This is a genomic window from Arthrobacter crystallopoietes (assembly GCF_017603825.1).
Classification (GTDB): Bacteria; Actinomycetota; Actinomycetes; order Actinomycetales; family Micrococcaceae; genus Crystallibacter; species Crystallibacter crystallopoietes_B.
In genome coordinates, this window is the sequence record NZ_CP072014.1 from 1,814,113 (window position 1) to 1,835,953 (window position 21,841).

19 protein-coding genes and 1 pseudogene are annotated in these 21,841 nt (G+C 62.9%); 5 read left to right on the forward strand and 15 right to left on the reverse strand.

All coding sequences use genetic code 11. The annotated features are described in order from the left end of the window. The first annotated feature begins 36 nt into the window (after positions 1 to 36). Entirely contained in the window at positions 37 to 807 is a 771-nt protein-coding gene (locus tag J5251_RS08400) for a DUF2306 domain-containing protein (protein WP_244250851.1), read from the forward strand. A gap of 27 nt (positions 808 to 834) precedes the next feature. Here the strand turns inward: J5251_RS08400 and J5251_RS08405 are convergent, their stop codons facing one another. The 5 genes from J5251_RS08405 to J5251_RS08425 all read right to left on the reverse strand — a co-directional run bounded on the left by J5251_RS08405 (position 835) and on the right by J5251_RS08425 (position 4,738). Continuing rightward, complete coding sequence (locus J5251_RS08405; RefSeq protein ID WP_244250852.1) at positions 835 to 1,626, reverse strand: DUF2182 domain-containing protein; 792 nt, start codon at positions 1,624 to 1,626, stop codon at positions 835 to 837. Between the two features lie 19 nt (positions 1,627 to 1,645). After that, positions 1,646 to 2,251 (reverse strand): DUF1326 domain-containing protein, encoded by a 606-nt coding sequence (locus tag J5251_RS08410; protein ID WP_208575748.1) that lies wholly within the window; start codon positions 2,249 to 2,251, stop codon positions 1,646 to 1,648. A 95-nt stretch (positions 2,252 to 2,346) separates the two neighbouring features. Next, positions 2,347 to 2,868 carry an HNH endonuclease gene (locus tag J5251_RS08415; protein WP_208575749.1) on the reverse strand — a complete coding sequence of 174 codons (522 nt, stop codon included), beginning with the start codon at positions 2,866 to 2,868 and terminating at the stop codon, positions 2,347 to 2,349. A 139-nt stretch (positions 2,869 to 3,007) separates the two neighbouring features. Beyond that, positions 3,008 to 3,880: a fumarylacetoacetate hydrolase family protein gene (locus J5251_RS08420; RefSeq protein WP_208575750.1), complete on the reverse strand. Its 873-nt coding sequence runs from the start codon at positions 3,878 to 3,880 to the stop codon at positions 3,008 to 3,010. 174 nt (positions 3,881 to 4,054) lie between these two features. Further along, positions 4,055 to 4,738, reverse strand: a complete 684-nt coding sequence (locus tag J5251_RS08425; protein ID WP_208575751.1) for a GntR family transcriptional regulator — start codon at positions 4,736 to 4,738, stop codon at positions 4,055 to 4,057. Between the two features lie 471 nt (positions 4,739 to 5,209). On the opposite strand from J5251_RS08425, the gene J5251_RS08430 reads away from it, so the two are divergent. From J5251_RS08430 to allB, 3 genes are read left to right on the forward strand one after another with little or no spacing between them, the layout of a single operon-like run. Further along, positions 5,210 to 6,694 carry an NCS1 family nucleobase:cation symporter-1 gene (locus J5251_RS08430; protein ID WP_208575752.1) on the forward strand — a complete coding sequence of 495 codons (1,485 nt, stop codon included), beginning with the start codon at positions 5,210 to 5,212 and terminating at the stop codon, positions 6,692 to 6,694. Between the two features lie 34 nt (positions 6,695 to 6,728). Further along, complete coding sequence (locus J5251_RS08435; protein ID WP_208575753.1) at positions 6,729 to 7,475, forward strand: aspartate/glutamate racemase family protein; 747 nt, start codon at positions 6,729 to 6,731, stop codon at positions 7,473 to 7,475. Between the two features lie 50 nt (positions 7,476 to 7,525). Further along, entirely contained in the window at positions 7,526 to 8,908 is a 1,383-nt protein-coding gene (gene allB, locus J5251_RS08440) for an allantoinase AllB (protein WP_208575754.1), read from the forward strand. Positions 8,909 to 9,161: 253 nt separating this feature from the next. Here allB and J5251_RS08445 read toward each other — a convergent pair whose 3' ends face one another. The 9 genes from J5251_RS08445 to J5251_RS08485 all read right to left on the reverse strand — a co-directional run bounded on the left by J5251_RS08445 (position 9,162) and on the right by J5251_RS08485 (position 20,122). Then, positions 9,162 to 9,389: a type II toxin-antitoxin system Phd/YefM family antitoxin gene (locus J5251_RS08445; protein WP_208575755.1), complete on the reverse strand. Its 228-nt coding sequence runs from the start codon at positions 9,387 to 9,389 to the stop codon at positions 9,162 to 9,164. 483 nt (positions 9,390 to 9,872) lie between these two features. After that, positions 9,873 to 11,204, reverse strand: a complete 1,332-nt coding sequence (locus J5251_RS08450) for a hypothetical protein (RefSeq protein WP_208575756.1) — start codon at positions 11,202 to 11,204, stop codon at positions 9,873 to 9,875. Between the two features lie 14 nt (positions 11,205 to 11,218). After that, a complete protein-coding gene (locus tag J5251_RS08455) occupies positions 11,219 to 12,634 on the reverse strand; it encodes an alpha/beta hydrolase family protein (protein WP_208575757.1) in 1,416 nt (471 codons plus the stop codon). Positions 12,635 to 12,744: 110 nt separating this feature from the next. Next, positions 12,745 to 13,662, reverse strand: a complete 918-nt coding sequence (locus J5251_RS08460) for a PaaX family transcriptional regulator (RefSeq protein WP_208575758.1) — start codon at positions 13,660 to 13,662, stop codon at positions 12,745 to 12,747. Further along, entirely contained in the window at positions 13,659 to 14,738 is a 1,080-nt protein-coding gene (locus tag J5251_RS08465; RefSeq protein ID WP_208575759.1) for a cytochrome P450, read from the reverse strand. The genes J5251_RS08460 and J5251_RS08465 overlap by 4 nt, the downstream gene beginning before the upstream one ends. A 200-nt stretch (positions 14,739 to 14,938) precedes the next feature. After that, positions 14,939 to 16,582, reverse strand: a complete 1,644-nt coding sequence (gene phnE, locus J5251_RS08470; protein WP_208575760.1) for a phosphonate ABC transporter, permease protein PhnE — start codon at positions 16,580 to 16,582, stop codon at positions 14,939 to 14,941. Further along, a complete protein-coding gene (gene phnC, locus J5251_RS08475; protein ID WP_208575761.1) occupies positions 16,575 to 17,387 on the reverse strand; it encodes a phosphonate ABC transporter ATP-binding protein in 813 nt (270 codons plus the stop codon). The genes phnE and phnC overlap by 8 nt, the downstream gene beginning before the upstream one ends. Positions 17,388 to 17,425: 38 nt before the next feature. Continuing rightward, the gene (gene phnD, locus J5251_RS08480) at positions 17,426 to 18,415 is read right to left on the reverse strand and encodes a phosphate/phosphite/phosphonate ABC transporter substrate-binding protein (protein ID WP_208575762.1); all 990 of its coding nucleotides are present in this window, start codon (positions 18,413 to 18,415) and stop codon (positions 17,426 to 17,428) included. Positions 18,416 to 18,742: 327 nt separating this feature from the next. Beyond that, a complete protein-coding gene (locus tag J5251_RS08485; RefSeq protein WP_208576085.1) occupies positions 18,743 to 20,122 on the reverse strand; it encodes an MFS transporter in 1,380 nt (459 codons plus the stop codon). Positions 20,123 to 20,249: 127 nt separating this feature from the next. On the opposite strand from J5251_RS08485, the pseudogene J5251_RS20580 reads away from it, so the two are divergent. Next, positions 20,250 to 20,630: pseudogene (locus J5251_RS20580) on the forward strand (VOC family protein). A 46-nt stretch (positions 20,631 to 20,676) separates the two neighbouring features. On the opposite strand, the gene J5251_RS08495 reads toward J5251_RS20580, so the two are convergent. After that, complete coding sequence (locus tag J5251_RS08495; RefSeq protein ID WP_208575763.1) at positions 20,677 to 21,840, reverse strand: serine hydrolase domain-containing protein; 1,164 nt, start codon at positions 21,838 to 21,840, stop codon at positions 20,677 to 20,679. Position 21,841 lies beyond the last annotated feature (1 nt).

Genomic DNA, 21,841 nt, shown 5'->3' on the forward strand with positions numbered 1-21,841 from the left:
GACGGCTTCTCCGGCCCATTCACCGAAGGATTTGAGATGAACGCCAGCAGAAAGACTGCGACTGTGGTGATGGAGACGGAAACCAAGGAAAGCCCCAGCACCCCTCGAAGTGCCCGAGGCCGCTGGCTCGTGCCCGCCGCCTTGATCTTCGTGAGCCTCATCCCGGTGTTCTTCGGGACAGCCCGCCTCGCAGAGCTGACGGGCGGGTCCGAGGTGACGCCGGCCAACCACAGGTTCTTCGACTCACCCATCCCGGTGCTGATCCATATTCCCGCCGCCATCGTGTACTCCTTGGTCGGGGCCTTCCAGTTCGTTTCCTCGCTCCGTCGCGGCAAGCACGGCAAGCACGGTAGGCCCAGCTGGCACCGCATGGCCGGGCGGATTCTGGTCCCCGCCGGCCTGCTCGTTGCTTTGTCCGGTCTTTGGATGGCGGTCTTCTATGACCTTCCTGCCAGCGACGGAACGCTTTTGCTCGTGTTTCGGTTGGTCTTTGGCTCGGCCATGGTGGCGAGCATTGTCATGGGCATTCTCGCGATCCGCCGCCGGGACTTTGCGGCGCACGGCGCATGGATGGCCCGCGGCTACGCCATTGGTATCGCCGCGGGAACCCAGGCACTCGTCAGCATCCCCTGGCTTCTCCTCGTCGGCCCGGCCGACGTGCTGACCCGCGCACTGCTCCTCGGTTCAGCCTGGGTGATCAATCTTGCGGTCGCCGAGTACTTCATCCATCGCCGCGCCCGTCGGGCCGCGCAAACGAACCACGTATCCAGCCCGCTGGCAGCGCCGGCGGCGACAATGCCCCTCTGATCGCTTGCTTCGATCAGCGGCATCCAGCTACATGCCGGGCATGTCGGGGGAGATGTCCGGTTCCATGTTCTGCGACATTCCGGGGGCCGGATAGAGCCCTGGCAAAAGAGCCGGATTCGCGGGAACAAGCAGGGCGAAGACAATCAAGGCAATGCCGGTGATCTTGCTGAAAGCGGTCCCACGGGACCAGGTCTTTTCCAGCAGGATCGCCGCGGCGATAACCGCCATCCACGCCAAGTTCATCGTGCCCACCAAGATCAGCACGATCATCATGCCCCAGCAGCACCCCACGCAGTAGGTGCCGTGGTACAAACCCACCCGGACATCGCGGAGGGGGCCTTTGTATCTGGAGACATGGAGGAGGAATGCAAGCGGGGAACGGCAGTGCCGCAGGCAGAAATTCTTGAGTGGAGTCAGCTGGTAGATCCCGGCTGACACGAGCAAACCTGCTCCTATCCATGGGGCAGTGTCCGGTACCTCTGCCGCTAGGATCCCGAACAGCTCAGCTGCCCCGTAGGCAAAAAGGCCAAACAACATCCAGGTCAGCAGGTAGCCGATCAGCAGGGCAGAAGAGCGGGCAGCTCTGACCCACGCGTTCTGCACGGTTCGAATCGAGCGAAGATACGCGGATAGAAGTGGGGCCAAAGCCGGGAGCATCATGGCGGTCATCATGAGCGTCCAGCCAGCGAGGAAACCCGCCAGACCGATCCCCATGGTTCCGGGGCCTGCCGGCATGTCTCCGGCAGCGATGATTGTGAAGTACCAGGCGAAAACGGCGCAAGCAATCAGCACCAGTAGGCCCGGATGGGACCAGGCCAAAATGGTGCCTGTAGTACTTCTATGCTGACCAGGCGAAGGGAGCTGAGAAGGAATTCTTGCCGGCATTGTCCCAGCTCATCCCGAACACATCGACGCGTGCCTTACTAGCCGTACCAGCCGCCAAGGTGTCTGCCGGGAAGCCCACTCCGCTGATTCTTATTCCCTGCTCTGTGGGATCCATAGGCGAGACGAAGTCCTCGACCGTCATGTCGACGGCAGTGCCGATCTTGACCTGGTGCTGCCGTCCGTCGTCGGAGTAGGTGATGTCCAGAGTCTGCGAGCCAGCCATTTCGCCAACCAGTGCACCCAGATCTGCCATCGGGCCACCCACCTGGCCGCCGAACACTGCACCGAGAGCCTCGGCCTGTTCTTTAGAGGCCGCGGAGTCCAGAAGTATGCCAAGCTTCCAGCCGCCATCGCTCATGAGTGCAGGCGCATCACCAACGATGCAGACATTGAGACCGCCGACATCGACCCCGTCTACGTCCCCTCTATCTACATGAAAAGCCAGTGCTGCGTTGCAGCGCTCGTTGTCGGCCGGGGCAGTAAGGCCCGAAGTCGAGCACGGACAAACCATGTTGCAATTGCAGTTTTCGAAGTACGTACCTTCAACATGCCAAGCCATTTCGAGGCTCCTTCCGCGAAAAAGGCATCCCCGCTATGAATTCTCCTCTCGGCCAGAAGGGGAATCAAGGCATTTTCGTCCAGTTATACGGCTTGTTAGAGGTTGCTCCGTACCGAGCGCCGTTCACCGACGGCAAGGGGCTTTGGCGGTGGAAAATACTCACGACGGCGGCGCTCCAGCCGCCGCTGGCGGCCGGGCGAGGGCAGGCGCGCCCCTTTCGTTCGGTTGCAGTTGGCGCAAGCAGCCACGAAATTCTGCAGCGAAGTCGCACCGCCCCGGGACCATGGGTAGAAATGGTCGCCGTGCTCCGCGGGACGCGAACAACGACGGCGGAGCGCGGCTTCCAACTCGCACACTCCACCGGCGCGGGCCATGCCATCGCGGCGCTGCTGCCGGGTGAAACGGCGCACCGGATCGCGGCGTCGGGTATCCCGTGCGGCTGTGATCGCCCCGATCACTCCGAATGCGGCAATCGCTACCATGGAAGCAATCGCAACCGGGGTGACTTGTGCAGCCAACTGAAGTAGAACATCTGCCGGGCCGGTAGGCGTAGCGGGCACCTGGAGCCGCTGCAGGGCGAGGAAAACGGATACCAACAGCCACGATGACACGCCCATGCAGGCGTACCCCAATAGCTTCCGCGACCAATAGACGCGACCAAGTTCAGACACTTTTCCCCCAACCAGAACTGTTCCTGCCTATTCAACCAAGAACCGTCCGAATCAGGGAATCAGCGCATCAGAAGTGCGCTCTGACTTAGGTCTTCGGCACAACAAGCTCATGCTGGTGGACCTTGGACTCCTGCTCGCCCAGGATGCCACCGGCAAGCTTTAGGGTGTCGCCCTCCTGTAGATAGGGGAAGCGTCCGGACATGGCGACGCCTTCCGGGGTGCCTGTGTTAATAAGGTTGCCGGGCTCGAGCACCATGTACTGGGACAGCCGGTAAACCAGCTCGACGGCGTCGAAAACCATATCTGCGGTGGAGCTGTCCTGCCGCGGGTTGCCGTTGACCCAGGTCTGCAGGCGCACGCCGGAATCACCGGCCGCGTGGACTTCCGCTGCAGGGACAAGCCAGGGTCCGACGGGAGTGAATGTGGGGCACGACTTACCCAGTGTCCACTGCGCCCCCGAGTGCTCCAGCTGGAATTCGCGCTCCGAGATGTCGTTGACCAGCACGTAGCCGGCAATGCAGGCAGCTGCATCTGCCGGAGAAGCGAGGTAGCCGGCGCGCCGGCCAATCACCACGCCTAGTTCCACCTCCCAGTCGACCTTTTCGGCGCGCGGCGGGATGACGACGTCGTCGTTTGGCCCGATCACAGTGTTGGGGTGCTTGTAGAAGACGATAGGCCGCTCGGGAATGGGGTTGCCGGATTCGGCTGCGTGGCCGGCGTAGTTCAGGCCAATACCAAGCACGGCGCCGGGCCGGGCAATGGGCGCACCGATGCGCAGGCCGGCAGTATCAATAGGCGCCAAGGCCTCAAGCGGCAGTTCGCCCAGCCGGTGTGTCCAGTTTTCCAGGAACGCCCCGTCGATATCGGCAGTCACCGGCCTTAGGTCGTATGCCTGCCCCTCGGTGGAGACGAAGACAGGTACTTCCTGTCCGGCTTCGCCGATGCGCATAAGTTTCATGCGGGGTCCTTTCGCTGTGGTCTGGGATGCGCGCCGGGCAATCGCACCAAGCCTGCGTGCCGTGGGCAAGCAATGAATCCCCGAAACAATGTTTCATCATGTGGAAACTAATTCTCGCTACGCGGTAGGGCGACTTTATCCAGCGTCGGCTGGTGCGTCAAGTTTTCCGGACCTTCAGGGGTTCTGCCGCTGCTGTTCCTGCAGGGCCTTGCGGTAATCGTCGGGGAACTGATCGTGGTACTTCTCCACATGGTGTGCGGACTGTGCGGCTGCCTGCTCCGGATCGCCGCTGGCAATGGCTGCCCAGAGTTCGCGGTGTTCCTTGATCAATTCGGGCAGGTCGGTGGCGTAGCGGAGCAGCCAGTTCATCCGCCCCTGCAGGGGTTCCAGTGCGGTCCGCAGGAAGTCGTTGTCTGCAATCCGCGTGATTTGCTGATGGAACCCGCTGTTGGTGCGGAGGGCTTCAAGCAGTGAACCCTGGGCGAAATGGCGTTCGGCGTCGTCCAGATAGCCCTTCAGCCGGTCAAGGTCTTCGGCGGTTGCGCGGACCGCCGCGAGCCGGCAGGCCAGTACTTCCAGAGAGTGCCGGACGGCAAAGAGGTCTTCGACATCTTTCTCGCTCAGGCTGCTCACTTCCGCGCCGCGGGATCCGCGGTCGCTCACCAGGCCTTCTTGGCGGAGCATCCGCAGTGCCTCTCGGACCGGAAGGCGGGAGACATGGAACTCCGCGGCGAGGTCGCGCTCCACCAGCGGGGTGCCGGGTATATAGCGGCCTTCGAAAATTCTCGAACGGATCGCGTCACGCACAGTATCCCGGAGCGGCTTGTCCTTCTCCGGAGCTCCATCTGCGCGACTCATAGTTTCTCCATTCGATACTTCAAAACTGTTATGCGGGCCCAAGCGGTGGGAGCAGGAATCCGGCCTCTGATCGCAGGAACGCGTTGAAGGATCGCGGCGTGGGATCCCAAAATCCTAGTGGCGCCGTCGATCGCGGTCAAACAAAATTTCGGGCATTCTGCATGCGCGAAAGTGGCGTACCTGGGTAGCGATCTGGTGAACAGCGACGGCGGTTGCCATCTTCCGTCCGAAGTTCCGCTCGGCGCCGTTCGTGCGTCTGCTCTACCCCCTAGGGAGCGGTGGGTCAATCCGCTTTCCGGCCGTGCAGTACCGCGCTTTTGGGCTTTATTGGCATACCAACCCCGTGATCTCGCGGGGGCCCGCGGAAGGGGCGTTGACGTGGCCCCCCGAATCCTTGACTGTGATTGGTGTCACCCCTAACCTTATTTCAATTCCTGAAAATAATTTTCCACACTATGAAAACAGGTAGAAATGACTGCATTACAGGACCAGAGGTCAACGTCGACCGCACTGCCCCTGAGCCCGCGCCTCTACAACGAGGATCTGGCACCCACCAAGAAGGCAGGCCGCACGTGGTCGGCCTACAACATCTTCACGTTGTGGGCTAATGACGTTCATAGCCTCGGCAACTACGCCTTCGCCATCGGACTCTTCGCCCTGGGGCTGGGAGCGTGGCAGATCCTGCTGGCATTCCTCGTCGGCGCAGTCCTTCTCTTCCTGCTCCTGAGCCTCTCGGGCTTCATGGGGGAGAAGACAGGTGTTCCCTTCCCCGTCATGAGCCGCATCGCCTTCGGTATCCACGGCGCGCAGCTTGCCGCCGTCGCACGTGGCGGAGTGGCCATCGCCTGGTTCGGCGTCCAGACCTACCTGGCCTCCGTGGTCCTGCGGGTAATGCTGACGGCCATGTTCCCCGGACTGGCACCGCTGGATACCAATAACTTCCTCGGCATGTCCACCCTGGGCTGGATCTCCTTCGTGGCGCTCTGGATCCTGCAGGTCATCATCGTCAGCTTCGGCATGGAAATGATCCGCAAGTACGAGGCCTTCGCCGGCCCCGTCATCCTCGTCACCATGCTGGCCATCGCCGTCTGGATGTTCATCGAGGCCGGCGGCTCCATCGCCCTCTCCACCAACGAGAGCCTGACCGGCGGCGAGATGTGGCGGCAGATCTTCGTAGGCGGCGCCCTGTGGATCGCCATCTACGGCACGTTCGTCCTGAACTTCTGCGACTTCACCCGCTCGGCCACCAGCAAGAAGGCCATCACCCGCGGCAACTTCGTCGGCATCCCGTTGAACATGCTCTTCTTCGGCGCCATCGTCGTCGTACTCGCCGGTGCGCAGTTCAAGATCAACGGGCAGATCATCGAGAGCCCGTCCGACATCGTGCAGACCATCCCCAACACCTTCTTCCTGGTGCTGGCCTGCCTCGCGCTGCTGGTGCTCACCGTCGCGGTGAACCTGATGGCCAACTTCGTGGCACCGATCTACATGTTCACCAACCTCTTCCCGCGCCGCCTGAACTTCCGCTCGGCCGCCATTGTCAGCGCCGTCATCGGCCTGGTCATCCTGCCGTGGAACCTCTACAACAACCCGGTCGTGATCGTGTACTTCCTGGGCGGCCTCGGCGCCATCCTCGGTCCGATCTTCGGCGTCATCATGGCCGACTACTGGATCATCCGCAAGGCGCAGATCAACGTGCCGCACCTGTACACGGAAGCCCGGAACGGCGAGTACCACTACAAGAACGGCGTCAACACGCGGGCCATCATCGCGCTGGTTCCGGCCGCCGTCATCGCGATTGTCATTGCTCTGGCACCCGTCTTCAGCGCGGTCGCCGGCTTCTCCTGGTTCTTCGGCGCCGGCCTGGCCGCGGTGTTCTACCTGATCGTGGCCGACCGCAAGTCACGCTTCCGTGACGTCGACGGCGAAGCACTCGCCGTCGCCAGCGTTCACTAACAACGACCAATCCCTATCCAGCAGGAGAATTACTGTGCGCATCCTCGTCGTGAATGTGAACACCACCGAGTCCATGACCGAAGCCATCGGTCGGCAGGCCGCCGCCGTGGCCTCGCCCGGCACCGAGATCGTCCCGCTGACTCCGCTTTTCGGCGCGGACTCGGTGGAGGGCAACTACGAAAGCTACCTGGCCGCCATCGCCGTGATGGAAACGGTCCGCAATTATCCGGAACCGTTCGACGCGGTCATCCAGGCCGGCTACGGCGAGCACGGCCGCGAGGGGCTCCAGGAAATCCTGGACGTCCCGGTCGTCGACATCACCGAAGCCGCCGCGAGCACCGCGCAGTTCCTCGGCCACAAGTACTCCGTGGTGACCACCCTTGACCGCGCCGTGCCGCTGATCGAGGACCGGCTCAAGCTGGCCGGGCTCGACGCCCGATGTGCCTCCGTCCGCGCCAGCGGCATGTCGGTCCTGGGCCTGGAGGAGGATCCGGACGCGGCCGTCAACGCCATCGTCGCGGAAGCAGCCATCGCCGTCGCGCAGGACAAAGCCGAAGTCATCTGCCTCGGCTGCGGCGGAATGGCCGGCCTCACCGAACGCGTGATCGCGCGGACCGGAGTGCCCGTCGTCGACGGCGTTGCTGCCGCCGTCACCATCGCGGAATCCTTGGTTCGGATGGGACTAACGACGTCGAAAATCCGCACCTATGCGCCGCCGCGGCCTAAAACCTTCAAGAACTGGCCGCTGAGCTCCGTTCCGGTGCTCGCCGGCCAAGCCTAACTGGCAGCCCGGATTACCTACCCGACTACTCACAGGATTGCAGAACCACCATGACAGAAACCATCAGCCGCCCCGCTTCCGCACCCGCCGCACCCGCCACCGACTATGACCTGGTCATCCGCGGCAACCGGATCGTGACCACCGCCGGCGAAGTCGCCCGCGAAGTCGGCATCCGGGACGGAAAGATCGTCGCCATCGAGCCGCTGGGCAACAACCTGGAAGGCGCGGAGGTCATCGAGCTCTCCGCCGAGGAAGTCCTGCTCCCTGGCCTCGTGGACACCCACGTCCACGTCAACGAGCCCGGCCGCACCGAATGGGAAGGCTTCGCCTCCGCCACCCGTGCCGCCGCCGCCGGGGGCGTCACCACCATCATCGACATGCCGCTGAACTCCATTCCGCCGACCGTCAACGTGGACGCGCTCGAGCAGAAGCGGGCGGCGGCACGCGAGCAGGCGTTCGTGGATGTTGGCTTTTGGGGCGGCGCCATCCCCGGCAACCAGGGCGACCTGCGCGGCCTGCATGACGAGGGTGTCTTCGGCTTCAAGTGCTTCCTGCTCCACTCCGGCGTGGACGAATTCCCGCACCTGGAAGTGGACGAGATGGAATCGGACATGGCCGTCCTGAAGACCTTCGACTCCATCATGATCGTGCACGCGGAAGACTCGCGCGCCATCGACCGCGCGCCCACCGCCGAGGGCGACCACTACGACAAGTTCCTCGCCTCCCGACCCCGCGGCGCCGAGAACGTCGCCATCGCCGAGGTCATCGAACGCGCCCGCTGGACCGGCGCCCGCGCCCACGTGCTGCACCTGTCCTCCTCGGACGCGCTGCCGATGATCGCCTCTGCAAAGCGCGACGGCGTCCGCATTACCGCTGAGACGTGCCCGCACTACCTCACGCTCATCTCGGAGGAGATCCCGAACGGCGCCACCGCGTACAAGTGCTGCCCGCCCATCCGCGAGGCCGGCAACCGCGAGCTGCTGTGGCAGGGGCTGCTGGACGGGACGATCGACTGCATCGTCTCGGACCACTCGCCCAGCACCCTGGACCTGAAGGACCTCGAGAACGGTGACTTCGCCGTCGCCTGGGGCGGTGTCTCCTCGCTCCAGCTCGGCCTGTCGCTGATCTGGACCGAGGCCCGCCGCCGCGGCATCACCTTGGACAAGGTCATCGACTGGATGTCCACCAAACCGGCCGCACTGGCAGGGTTGAACTCCAAGGGGAAGCTCGCGCTTGGGTACGACGCCGACCTGTCCATCTTCGCCCCGGACAAGTCCTATGTAGTGGATCCGGCCAAGCTCCACCACAAGAACCCCATCACCGCCTACGCGCAGAAACCGCTCTCCGGTGTGGTCCGCAAGACCTACCTGCGCGGACAGCAGATAGACAGCCAGACCCCGGCCGGACAATTGCTCCGCCGCGGCATGGCCTGACCAACCCAACAGGGCGGCTGCTGCACAGCGAAGTACAGCAGCCGCCCGACGCCACGAAAGGCAGCAAGTCCCATGAGCAACTCCACGGCGAGTACTCTAATCGACACCTTTGGAGTCGGGGTCGACGGCCCTGCAGGCTGTGAAGATTTCACCTGCCTCTACTGCAACGGCCCGGAGACGGACTGATCCTGCGGCCGCTCCGGCGCAAGGATTAGCGGTCCCCTCGGAGATTGTCGAGTGTGTCCTCGCTGTTTTAATCCAGCCGGGTTCTGGCAAGCAGGGTGAAGTCCACTGGTCCCGTAGACGCGGCAGGACGGACGGCACCCCGGAGCAACAGCCGTTCAAAGGGTGAGGACGGCGGCGGGATAAGCATCGCCGCCACCTTGCCCTTGATGGTCATGTCGATGATCTCCCCGCTTTTGACGCGCTCAAGGATCTTGCGGCCCTCGTTGCGAAGCGGACGATGGGGAATGATAGTCATGCTTGACACCTCCGTAGCAGGGGTTGCAACTGCAGCAAATCCGTCGAAACGTGACTCTCTGCCGGCACCTTCGGAACAGCGGCACTGCGACGTGCAGCAACCGCCGTCGCCGTCCCACCGTTCAGGTTTCCTAACCGGTACCCGTCGAAAACAATCGCTGTACCTGATGCGAGGTCACCGGCATGCTGGACTATGGAAGTAGCACCCAATTCAAATGCGCGAAAGGCACCCACATGAGCAACTCAACGGCGAGTACTCTGATCACCACTTCGGCGTCTAGCAACGGTCCGGCCCGTTTCTTCAATGCGGACGCCATCGGTCCGTACGATGCAAGCTGTACAGACGCCACTTGCCTCTACTGCAACGGTCCAGAGACGGACTAAACAGCGGGATTGTGAGATGTCGAAGGGGCTGAACTCGGTTTCAAGACCGGGCACAGCCCCTTCAAAGTGCAGATAACAGCCGTCGCCGACGTCTATACGCTTACTCAGCTGGAACGTAGGAGTCCCAGTTCCGCACATCCCATGGACGCCCGGGAAGTGCCGGATGAGGCGTCGTGAAGCGAGTTGTTCCCAGTTTGATCGTTGTCGCCTCCTGCGCCGCCTTGGCTGTTCTAGCGAGAGAGCGTGGAGACGTTGAGACCCAATGGCCATTCTCTATGCGGTCTGCCACGGTTTTGATGGCTGTAATTTGTTCAGCCGTTGAGAAGGTGCAGTGTCCGTCCGCGCCGACGAATGTTTGACGGAGATTGTGGTTGTCCCCGGCTGCACGTACTGAGTCTGCATATGCCTCTTCCTCCGCAGTGGCACCCGCGGGATCTCCCGTTGTGTGCAGCGACAGGACCGGCACCTCGAGGTTGCCCGTGAAAGTCGCCAAGCGTTCCACTGTGCTGACAGCAATCTGGTCGGCGGTGATACGAGGTGCATTTGCCAGCGTCTGGAGATCGGCTTCCATGTCAGCGCCGGCTTCACGATAGGCGCGTTGAACCTCGGACCAGCGACCCGAAGCCTTGAGTTCCTTCCGGTAGTCAACACCATGGTTCCAGGAGAACGAACCGCCGACCGTTTGCTCGAAGCCTGCCCGAACGCCAATGCCCAGTGCTAACGGCATTGCGTCTGTGTATTCTGCGATCCGTTTGTCCAGATTCGCTGCGGGAACGTCCTCGCCTGTTTCCGCATCGACGGCGGGGATTTTGCTCAGCGCTGCAGCAAGGACAATGCGCGCCTGCCCATGGTTGGTGGCTGACGCCGTGGAGACCAGACCATTCATGGCCGCTTGTTCGCCGCGCTCATCCTGAATCCGGGTTATGCTCATCTGCGAATCCGGGCCGACCAGCTCCCGCAGGGCGAAGGCGCTGTCCAGCTTCGTGTTCCACATGCTGATCGCGCCTGCTCCGCCGCCGCACATGGGAACGGACCCGTCCAACCAGGCCGGGGCGGCATCCGTGACAATTCTGGTGACAAGGCCGCCCTGGGAACGGCCGCTGAGAATGACCGTGTTAGGGATTCCGGCGGTTTCGCTGAAGATATCGACGGCGGAGGAAGCGTTGCTCCTGTCCTGAGCCAGGTTCCAGTTGTCGCTGAGCTCATAGCCAATGACCCCGTACCCCTGCTCGCCCAGCCAGCGGGGAACGTCTCCGGTTAATTCCTCGCGCCCGGGCATAACAATCGTGGTGCCGTTCCATCCGACCGGTCGGATCAGCGAGTAGAGTGTGCCGTCGGGCAGGAGTCCCTGTTCGCTTATGCTGCTGCTGTCCGCCACCCCGGCTGTCATCGTGCAGGTGAACGGTACAGCCAGAGCGGTAATCAACAGCATGCGGGCAGTCTTGTTCACAGCTGTCCGTCCTTTCCGTGGTTGGCAGCCGCCGGCTGTTCCGCTTCCGCCCGAACCATCCGGTGGGGCTTAATGTCTGCGAATTCGGCGTTGCCCAGGTCGACCTGAGCATCGGCGGTGATTTCGGCGGCGAGCTTGTTCAGGGCTTCGGGAGTGGCGGCGTTGCGCCATGTCCCGGTGTCGAGCCGCTGCTGGACGGTGGTGAGTGCTGCGGCGATCTCGGCTCCCGTGTAGTCGCAGTGTCCGGGACGATCGACAAAGGCCTGGCGCAAGAGGTTGTTCTTGCCGTTGCTGCGGACTCGGTCCTCATAGGTGCGCGCCTGGGTGACCGTCGGTGCGGTATCTCCGGTTTCGTGCAGGGTCAGGACTGGCACCGGGATTTCCCCGGTAGGGGTGGCATTCGTCTGCATGTAGCGGACCGCCGCGGGATCGGCGCTGATACGTGGTGCGCCGTCCAGCTGTGCAAGATCATCCTCCAGATTCGCTCCTGATTCCGCGTACAGTGCCTTCACCAGTTCTGCTGTGCCTGAATGGTTGAGCTGGCGGGAGTAGTCGACGCCGGTGTTCCAGGAGAAGTTCCCGCCAGCCCTCGCTTCCAGCGGCTCTCTTGGGGAGACGACAGCGAACATGAACGCCTTGTACTGCTGGAGTTGCTGTGCTGATAGATCCTTGCTGTCCGGGCGCGGGTCAGAGGCCTGCGTCCACGTCGGAAGCTGTGCCATCGAGGCCGCCAACGAGATCCGTGCCCGGCCCTCCGGGGTTTGCTGGGCCTCGTTGAGCACCTCCTGGAAAGCTGCCCTGCGGTCGCTCTCGTTGGTCACGTTGACCAACTCCAGCCGATTGTCGTTCGGGGCCAGAAGGGCCTTGAGTACGAAAGAGGCGTCCAGGCCCTGGTTCAACATGGGAATGGCTCCGGCAACTGAGCCGCACATGGGCAGGCCGGCATCGAACACGCTTGGATATTCCTCGAGAAGGGCCGCGGACGTGAGGCCGCCCATTGAATTTCCCCAGGCGACCACATGCTCCGGCTGGCCGAGCTTCCCTTCGGCTGCATCAACGGTGTCCCGCTGGTCACGCAGCAGGTCTTCAACCGCCCACCCATTGGTGGTCGGCTTCGACCCGGCAAGGGCATAACCCTCGTCGAGCAGCCAGTCATGGATCGCACCCGAAGGGCCACCGGCGGCTTCTCCACCGGCGGCGCCACCGATGTATCCGGGGCTCCAGACCAAGAGCGTCCCGTTCCAGTCGGCGGGCGTTTCGATCACGTAGCGGCCGCCGCTCGGCAGACTTCCACGTACGACGTCGGTGCTGGAGTCCGCTGCGCTTGCGGCCGCTTCCGCAGGTGCCATCAATAAGGGGAAGGGGAGGAGTGATGCTGCCGACAGCGCGGCAGCGATTCGTAGGGGGATCATGCGCAGATTCCTTTCGTGCCTTCAATTTTGAAGACAGATTGTGTCGCGAGCAAACAAGGAACTGTGGCCTATTCTGTCAGGATGGGAGTCAAGGCCGATCAGGGTAAGAGCTAGTTGGTGGTGACCAAGGACGCCCAGTTGGCAAAGGTATGGTGGTTGACGAGGCCGGCGAGGTTGGGATCATTGGCCGCTATGATCCGTCGAAACCTTGCTTCCGCCTCGGGTCCCAGGGAGTCGTAGAGGGCAGCGCAGCATTCGTATGCCCGGGTCCCCGGCCAGTCTTTGCCCAGCAGCTGACGCGGCAGTTGCGGATCGATGCCCACCAGGGCACGCCACTCACTCATCAACCGGGTTCTGACGAGCAGGGCACCCTGGGCGTTTGCGCCATCGGCGGCCGGAGCGGCGCCGCCAGGTTCCCAGCGCTTGATGAAGGCAGTATAGGCATCCCGGACCGGCCCCAACTCGAAGGCTGTTTCGACCATTCTTTCCTCTGCAGCACCCGGGACCTCGGCGGCGCTAAAGACCGTCAATTGAGTGATTCCGGTGGCTTCGCCCAGATGCTGAGCCGCTTCAACGTGGTGGCCGGGCCGGATCCAGAGTGCGTCATACAGGTATCCGAAATGTGCCGCACGGAGCCCTTCCCGGAACGTCCTGCGAGCGGCCTTCTCCTCCTCGGGAACTGAATAAGCAACGATAGTCCAGGTGCCGTCCCACGAATCGGATGCAGGAGGGGCAAAGATGTACTGGACATGCTGGTCCAAAGCCTCGCGGCTGCGGGGAGTTACGGCATACGCCGTCTCTCGTCCATTCTTCGCCGATACCAGAAAGCCGCGCTGGGCCAGGCGCTGGATAGCCGCACGTGCCCCGGCCGCCGTGATGCCAAATTCGGCCATCAGTTGCACCAGCGCGGCCGAGGGAATGTGCTCCCGGCGGGCGAACCAATAGTCGCCCAGAAGCGTCGTCAGCAGACGTTGCGGACGTGCGCCCTGCTGGAAGCGCGGCAGGCTGGGCTCGGCTTCTGCAGTCATAGGGAGATTATGTCACCGGCCTTCTGGCCGGACTCCAAGTGCAACGGAACACTGCGCGGGCCGTACTCCAGCCAGTTCATCATCTCCACGTCTCCTGCCAATCTAAAGGATGCGGTCGCCGACAGGAGCGCTTCGAGTGCGATCAGCAGTTCTGTGCGGCCCATCGAAGCGGCAGGGCAGCGGTGGGCGCCGCGGCCGAAGGCCAGATGCCGGTTAGCCGGACGCTTCAGGATGAATTCGTCCGGATGTTCAAACACGGTTTCGTCCCTGTTGGCAGAGGGGAAGATCAGCGCTATGGGTTCACCCGCAGCGATCTCGCGGCCCGAGAGTTGCACGTCCCTCGTTGCCGTGCGGGCAAACACCCGGTAAGGGGCGTAGAGGCGCAGGAACTCTTCGATCGCGGCAGGAAGCTCCTCGGGATGGGTGCGGAGATGCTCCTGCAGCCCGGGGTGCTGCGCCAGATGGACTATGCAACTGCCCAGAACTGCTTGCGGGGCACCCATACCGGCGACGATCATCTGGCGGATGGTGGCGATGGCCGATAGTTCTGTGATGTGGTTATTCGGGTCGAGCGCAGCCAAATGGAGTCCGGCAGCCAGATCCGTTGCCGGGTCGGCGCTGGTAGAGATCCTGTCCCGGTAGATTTGCTCTGCAATTTCGTACAGCTCGGCACTGGCCTCGCCAATAACGGCGTCGTCCATGTCTTGGATGGCGAAGGAGTAGCGGACACCGATCTCCCGGACGCGGACAGCCAGCTCGGAGGGGACTCCGAGGAATGCCGCAAAACAGTCCGCAACGTATGGCATGGCGAAATCGCGGCAGTAATCCGGGTCTTCGCTCGCCAACAGGTTGGCCACGAGTTCCCGGGCACTGCGCCGGAAAGCCTGTTCATGGTTCCGCACGGCTGACCGCCGGAGGACCGGGTCGATGATCGCGCGGTAAGCGTCGTGTTCCGGCGGATCGAAGTGCAGCGGTGGACGCCGGCTGGAGCGCGGTACGTGCGGAACCACGTTCTGGACCGAAGTGATGAACGTTTCCGAGTCGCGCGTAACCTGCACGACATCGTCGTACGTCATCGCCGACCAAAACCCTCCGTACGCATTGCTCCAGGGGAATGGATTCGTCTGGCGGAGCTGGGCGTAGTCTTGGTGCGCGCTGCCGAAAGTCTCCTCGGCGGTCGGATCCCATTCTGACTGGCGGAAGGGACAAGTTCCTACCGCCTGGGTTTCTGCGGTCACTGTTGGGCCTTTCGTGTCTGCTGAAGTGGGGCGCGTCATTAGAGCACTCGGCTGCGGATCCACCGTGCGGCGGATTCGATGGCGAGGACCACCACAATCAGGGAGATGAGGATGGCACTGGTTGTTTCGTAGCTGAGTGTCGCCACTGATTCGTGGAGCAGGAAGCCGATGCCGCCGGCCCCGACAATGCCCAGCACCGCGGACTCGCGGAGCGCGAGGTCGGAAGTGAAGAGGCTGTTGCCCAGGAAGGACGGCACAAATTGCGGCCAGACGCCGCTGATGAAAACCTGCAGCCTGTTGGCTCCCGTAGCCTCCAATGCTTTGAGCGGCGCGGGATTGAGGTTCTGCAACGAGTCGGTGAAGAACTTCGCCGCCAGGGCGGTACAGGAAATGGACAGCGCGAGGAATCCTGCGAACGGGCCGAGACCGAGGGCGGCCACGAAGATCAGTGCATAGATGATGTCCGGGATACCCCGCATGAGGACAGTCAGCCCACGCAGTCCAACAGCCAAGGGGGTTATGCGCACCAGTAGATCCGTAGACAGTACCGCGATGACCAGGCCTATTAGGACACCCACGGTGGTGGCTGTCACCGCCATCAAAACACTCTCGAAGACCCCAAGGAATATGGCCCCGGAGAACTCCGGCGGGAACATGCCGGCGACAAGTTCGACGGCGGACGGTAGGGACCGCGAGATTCGCTCCAGATCTGCTTCAAGCGACCAGATTGCGTAGATGAAAACCAGCAGCGCAGTCGAGCCGAGCACGGTGCGCGTGACCCGAGCGCGGTCCCAGCCGGGCTGATGAACGGCACGGCCGGGCACAAAGAGCTGGGAATGGCTGTTCTCCCGGGCGTGTTCGGAAAGTTTTACCTGCAACCGGACCGACACGACTTCCAGAATGAGCAGCACAGCGATGATGACGAGCACGATGCCGGCCGCGCGGGGGTAATTTAGGCTGCCGATCGCGGTCTGCAGTGCAACACCGATGCCGCCGGCTCCGACGATGCCGAGGATGGCCGAGGCGCGGACGTTGATGTCCAGCCGATAAAGAACGACGCCGGTGATGGACGGCAGCGCGCGGGAGAACGTGGTGGCGACGAAAGTCCGCAGCCGCGATGCGCCGGTGGCACTGACGGCTTCGGAAGCCGTGCGGTCCTGTTCCTCAAAGATATCGGTCATCAGTTTGCCGATCATTCCCACCGAGTGGAAGGCCACGGCGAGGCCGCCGGCCATCGGTCCGAGGCCGAAGATACGGACGAAGATGATGGCGAAGATCAGGGTCGGCACAGCCCGCGTGAGGACGATAACCAGGCGGGCCGCCCATTGCAGGGGCCGCGGCCCCGTGAATCTACTCGATGCCGCGGCGGCCAGTGGAATGGAAGCAAGGGTAGCCAGTCCCGTGCCTGCGATGGCAATCAGAAGTGTCTGGACCAGCAGGGTGAGCAGATCCGGGATTGGCCCTGTGGTGGGCGGAACCATACGGGAGAGCAGCCGTCCGATGTCGCCGAATCCATCTTGCAAGGAGGAAGGGGAGACGCCCATCCACCAGAGGCCGAAGAGGGATGCTCCAACATAAACAATGGGGATGACCCCGACCGCGACGCTCCTGCGTGGCCGCAACTGCCGCGGCGGAACGGGCATCCCGTTCATGACCGGGGAATCCAGGATGTCGCTAGGCATTGCCGTCCCCAACCGTGGAGTCGGAGGCATAGACGTTGCGGATCATTTCCTCCGTGGTCTCGGCCGTTGGCTGATCCATCATCATCGACCCGTTCTTGAGGGCAACGATCCGGTCAGAGACCTGCAGGGCGAGGTCCACCTGGTGCAGGCTGCACACCACCGTGAAACCATCCTCGGCACTGATTCGCTTGAGCATGGACAGCACGGACAAGCTGGCAGCAGGGTCCAAGGACGCAACAGGTTCATCCGCGAGGACAATTTCTGCTTCCTGCATCAGGGTTCGGGCGATGGCCACCCGCTGTTGCTGCCCGCCTGAGAGGGTGTCGCAGCGCTGGAACCGTTGGTCGAGCAGGCCGACGCGTTCCAAGTGCTCAGCCGCCTGTATGCGGAGACTTTGTGGATAGGTGGAGATCCCGTAGCGCGGCAATTTCAGCCGTCCCAGCGTACCCATGAGCACGTTCTCCAAGGCGGTCAGTCGTCCCACCAGACCGAACTGTTGAAACACAAAACCGATCTTGGTGCGCAGGGCTTGGAGCTCCTTCCGGCTGCATTCGCTGGGTGTGGTGCCGAGGACGCTCACCTTCCCGGTATCGGGATGGTGGATGCCGTTGATGAGGCGCAGGAGGGTTGACTTGCCCGCCCCGGATGGTCCCACGAGCGCCACAAACTCACCGGGAGAGGCCGAGAGGCTGACGTCTGTCAGAACATGGTTGCCCGCGAAACTCTTGGCTACCTTCCGCAGATTGATGCTCGGTTCCCTCTGTCCCTGCGGCGCGGGCGTTGGGGTGGTGTGTACGTTCAGCATGCGTGATCCTCGGGTTGTGGTTGCGGCGTGGACGCCGGTCACTGCTCTTCCGCCGTGCAGACCTCGGCCTTCGTGACCTCGCAGATCTCGCGGATCGGCTCGTAGGCTTCATCGTTGGTGGGGACAAAAGCGAACGCAGCCGTTCCGCCCCAGACGCAGGAAGGCTTGCCGGCAAATTCGCCCCAGGTTTCCGGCGCTTCCGTTTCCGCACCTTCGCAGAACCCGTTTTCCGCGGCGGTTACGGCGTCGTACTTCGTCAGCGCTGTGGTGATCTTTGTCTGCAGTTCCTCCGGCAGCCAGTCACCCACCACCACCGGCGGACCGGGGATGACGGGCGAGGTCCAGATCTTGTTTACCTCTTCGGGCTTGAGCGCTCCACGCGCCGGGAGCAGTTCATCGACGAACGTGGCGGCGGCGAAGGCAACATCGCAGTCTCCTGCCAGGAGCGATGTCACGGCAGTGTCATGACCGCCGGCGAATATCGCTTCGACGTCGCTTTCGACGTCAATGCCTGCCTCAATAAGGCCGGCCGAAGGAGAGAGGTAGCCAGTGGAGGAAGCGGGATCGGTGAAGCAAACATTCTTGCCTTGTGCATCCTCGAGGCCGGCGATTGCCGGAGTGTCGCTCCGGACAATTCCATAGGACTCGACGCCGGATTCGCCGCCAGGCACACGCTGGTCGACAGCAACCGGGGTCACGTTCGCAACGCCGCTGGCCAGATAGTAGCTGAAGGCTCCGTAGACAGCGATGTCCACGCGCTCGGCCACCTGGGCCTCGACGACGCCCGCATTGCTGCTGACGGCTTCGAACCGGACGGGCAAACCCGTTTCCTTTTCCAGTGCCTTGATGACGGGCGCGAAGGACTCCTCCAGCTCTTGGCTTTCCTCACTGGGAACCGCCGCAAAGACGAGTTCCTGGATATCGGACGAGTCGTCGCTGCCCCTGGCATTCGGGCTTTGGCCACAACTTGCGACCAGGGTGCCGACAGCAATGGCGGCGAGGGAAATCTTCAGTGCTTTCCGCATCATGGTTGCGCTTTCTAGGAGTCGTTACTGTTAGACATCAGTTATAGCGTCGATCAAACAGAAAACTGCCGCCTATTGTTCCGGGCAAATGCGACAAGTCCTGTGTGCTGAATCACAAGTGAACCAAGATTCGTTGAGAATGTCAACGGTCGTGAGAGAATTACAGCGCGCATTTTCCTAGGCAAAGATGGACAGGTCGTCTGATCCCACCCGCAGACCTGACGATCTTCGCCCCCAACGAGTCCGACATACTGGATCCCGCCAAGCTCACCGTGGGAATTCCAACATCGCCTGCGCGCAGAAGATGCTCTCCTGGTAGGTCCGCAAGACCTACCTGGCCTCTAACGGAAGGTTGCGGATGCCCAACGCCGAGACGAGCCCTCCGGCAATGGCGACGACGGCGACGACCACGAGTACCCGGCGGAAGCCGGCGTCGTCGAGCACGCCCCCGAGAATGACGCCGGCTAACGCCACGGCGATCAGCCCGGCGATGCGTGAGACCGCGTTGTTGATGGCAGAACCTATTCCGCTCTCTACTGGACCTACCGCCGAGAGGATCCCTGCGGTCAGAGGGGCAACCGTGATGGCAAGGCCCACCCCGCATACGAGCAGACCGGGCAGCAACTGTGTCCAGAAATTCACGGGCATGCGCGCTGCTGTCATCAGCAGGTATCCGATACCGATCATTAGGGGCCCCACCGCCATAAAGACTCGCGGGCCGAATCTCGCGGCCAGGCCGCCGAAGGTTCCGGACAGCAGCAGCATCAGCAGGGCGACGGGGAGGGTGGCCAACCCAGCTTGGGTGGCGGAGAACCCTGCCACCTGCTGAAGGAACAGGACTACCATCAGCATCCCCAGCGATAACGCGGCATAGATGAACGCCGTGGCGATGTTGCCGATGCCGAAGTTGCGGATCCGGAACAACCGCAGCGGCATCATCGGATGCGCGGTGCGGTTTTCCCACCAGAGGAAGACAACAAAGGACGCCACCCCTAGGGCCAGGGAACCTGCGACACCGGGATGGCTCCAGCCCAGCCGTTGCTGCTCGATCAGTGAGAAGACGATCCCGGCAAGCCCGACCGCGGCCAGCGCGGCGCCAACCACATCCAGCGGCGGGCGGCTCGGCACCGAAGACGGTTCCTTGAGCCGGCCGAGAATCAACAAGGTGACGGCAATCGGAAGTACGTTGATGGCAAAGATCCAGCGCCAGTTCAGCACGTCCACCAGGAGTCCACCGAGCAATGGCCCCGCGATGGCGGAGGTCCCGGTCCAGCCGGTCCAGAGCCCGATGGCGTGGCCCCGGGCGGCACCTCGGTAGGCGGACATGATCAGCGCCAGGGAGCTGGGCACGAGCAAGGCGCCGCCGACACCTTGGACGGCACGCGCTGCAATCAGCACGACGCCGGTCGGCGCCAGCGCGCAGGCCAGGGACGCCAATCCGAACAGGACCAGGCCCAGCCGCAGTATGCGGATCCTGCCGAACCCGTCGGACAAGGAGCCCGCAATGAGGATGAGGGCGCCGAGGGTCAAGAGGTAAGAATCGACAACCCACTGCTGCAGGGCCAGCCCACCGCCCAGATCGTCCGTCATCGCGGGCAGCGCAACGTTAATAATCGCGCCGTCCAGAAATGCTACGAACGAGGCCAGGATCGCGACCCACAGCACCGGCCGGAGTGCAGGATCCAGGCGGACCGCTTCCACGCGGTTCATGCTGGCCCGCTTGTTCATTCCTGCCTCGCTTTCGGACCCACTACCGGAGCCGCCGCCGGATTCCGCGGCGAAGCGCTGCTCCAACTCTAGCGAGGATTTCGCGAACCCAGCCTGCTAACTTGTCGTCATGACAGAACGCGTAGGACAACTGGCATCCATCTCGCTGGACTGCCCGGACACCGACCAACTCGCAACCTTCTACTCGCGCCTGCTGGGCCTTGAGGAAGCATTCGCCACTCCGGACCGCGGCGTCGTTGCACTCTCCGGCGCAGGCCCCATGCTCACACTGATGCGCGTCGACAGCTATATTCCGCCCTCCTAGCCGAAAGGTCCGCAACACCAGCAGTTCCACCTGGACATTGCCGTCAACGAACTGGAGCCCGCCGTCGAGAGTGCTGTCGCGCTGGGCGCCACGGAGGCGGAGCACCAGCCCGCTCCTCACCATTGGCGGGTGCTGGTCGATCCCGTCGGACATCCCTTCTGCCTCACCGTCGTCCGTCCAGACTGAGTTTCGCCGCGCGTTTTCCACAGAAGGCGCGAGCTAGCCCTTAACTTCAGACCAGCTGTGCCAGCTCCTTCAGGAGGTCCTTAACTCTGGTGTCCTGATTCTCGGCCAACATCTCGTTGGTCAGGAAGGAGAACCCGACGTTCTTGTCCGGCCAGGCGCCATGCAGCCCGCCGCCCGCTCCGGAATGTCCGAAGGCAGGGGCCACCGGCCCATAGGTCCCAATGGGATCTGCCAGCTCATAACCGAGGCCGAACCGCAGCGGCCGGTCGTTAATGGCATCCACTCCCTCGGACCACGTCCGGGTGGCATCCCGCAGCGCCTCGGCGGACACCAGATCACCTTCAGGACTTGCCAGACGGGAGTACAGGTTTGCCATCGCGTCGGCGGTGGCGATACCGCCGCCGGCGGCCAGCTGTCCGCGGCGCATGGCCACGCTATTAAACGGATCCTTGTCCTCGGCGAGCAGGTTCCTGTACATCCGATCGACGATCCTGCGGCGTTCCGGGTCCTGAAGATACGTGCTGATGGCATAGCTTTCGGAGCGGAAAATGGTGGCGAGCCTGGGGTCGAGTTCCTCGGGCAACCCGAGGTAGATATCCAGTCCCAAGGGGGCGCTGATGAGTTCGGAAATCAGCTCCCCAACGCTCTTGCCCGTGGCCCGCTGGAGCAGCTCCGACATGAGATAGCCGTAGGTTGTGGCGTGATAGGCAACCTTGCTGCCCGGCTCCCACAACGGGGTCTGCGCGGCCAGGGCAGCCGCGTTTCCGGCGTTGTCGTACTGGCTTTCTTCTCCAAGCGGCTCCGGATCCACGTAGGGGAGCCCCACGGTGTGGTTGAGCAGGTGGTACACGCGCACGTCCTGCTTGCCTCCGGCTGCAAACTCCGGCCAGTAATCGGCCACCGGACGGCGCACATCGAACTGCCCGCGGTCCACGAGGATCGCCGCGACGGTTGCGACCACGCCCTTGGTGCCGGAGAACATGACTGCGAGGGTCTTGGGGCTCCAGAGCTCCTCCGCGGCCGCGCTGGGCACGCCGCGTTTTATCGTGCTGCCGCCGTAGAAGCGCGCCAGGGGTTCGCCGTCCCGGTAGACGCAGAACGCCATGCCTCCTTGCGAGCGTTGCAGGTGGCGGCCGAACGTTTCCTGCAGCCGTTCGAAGCCGTCGGCGGCCAGTCCGCCGTCGTTATTGCTCTCAAAAGGTATTTCCACA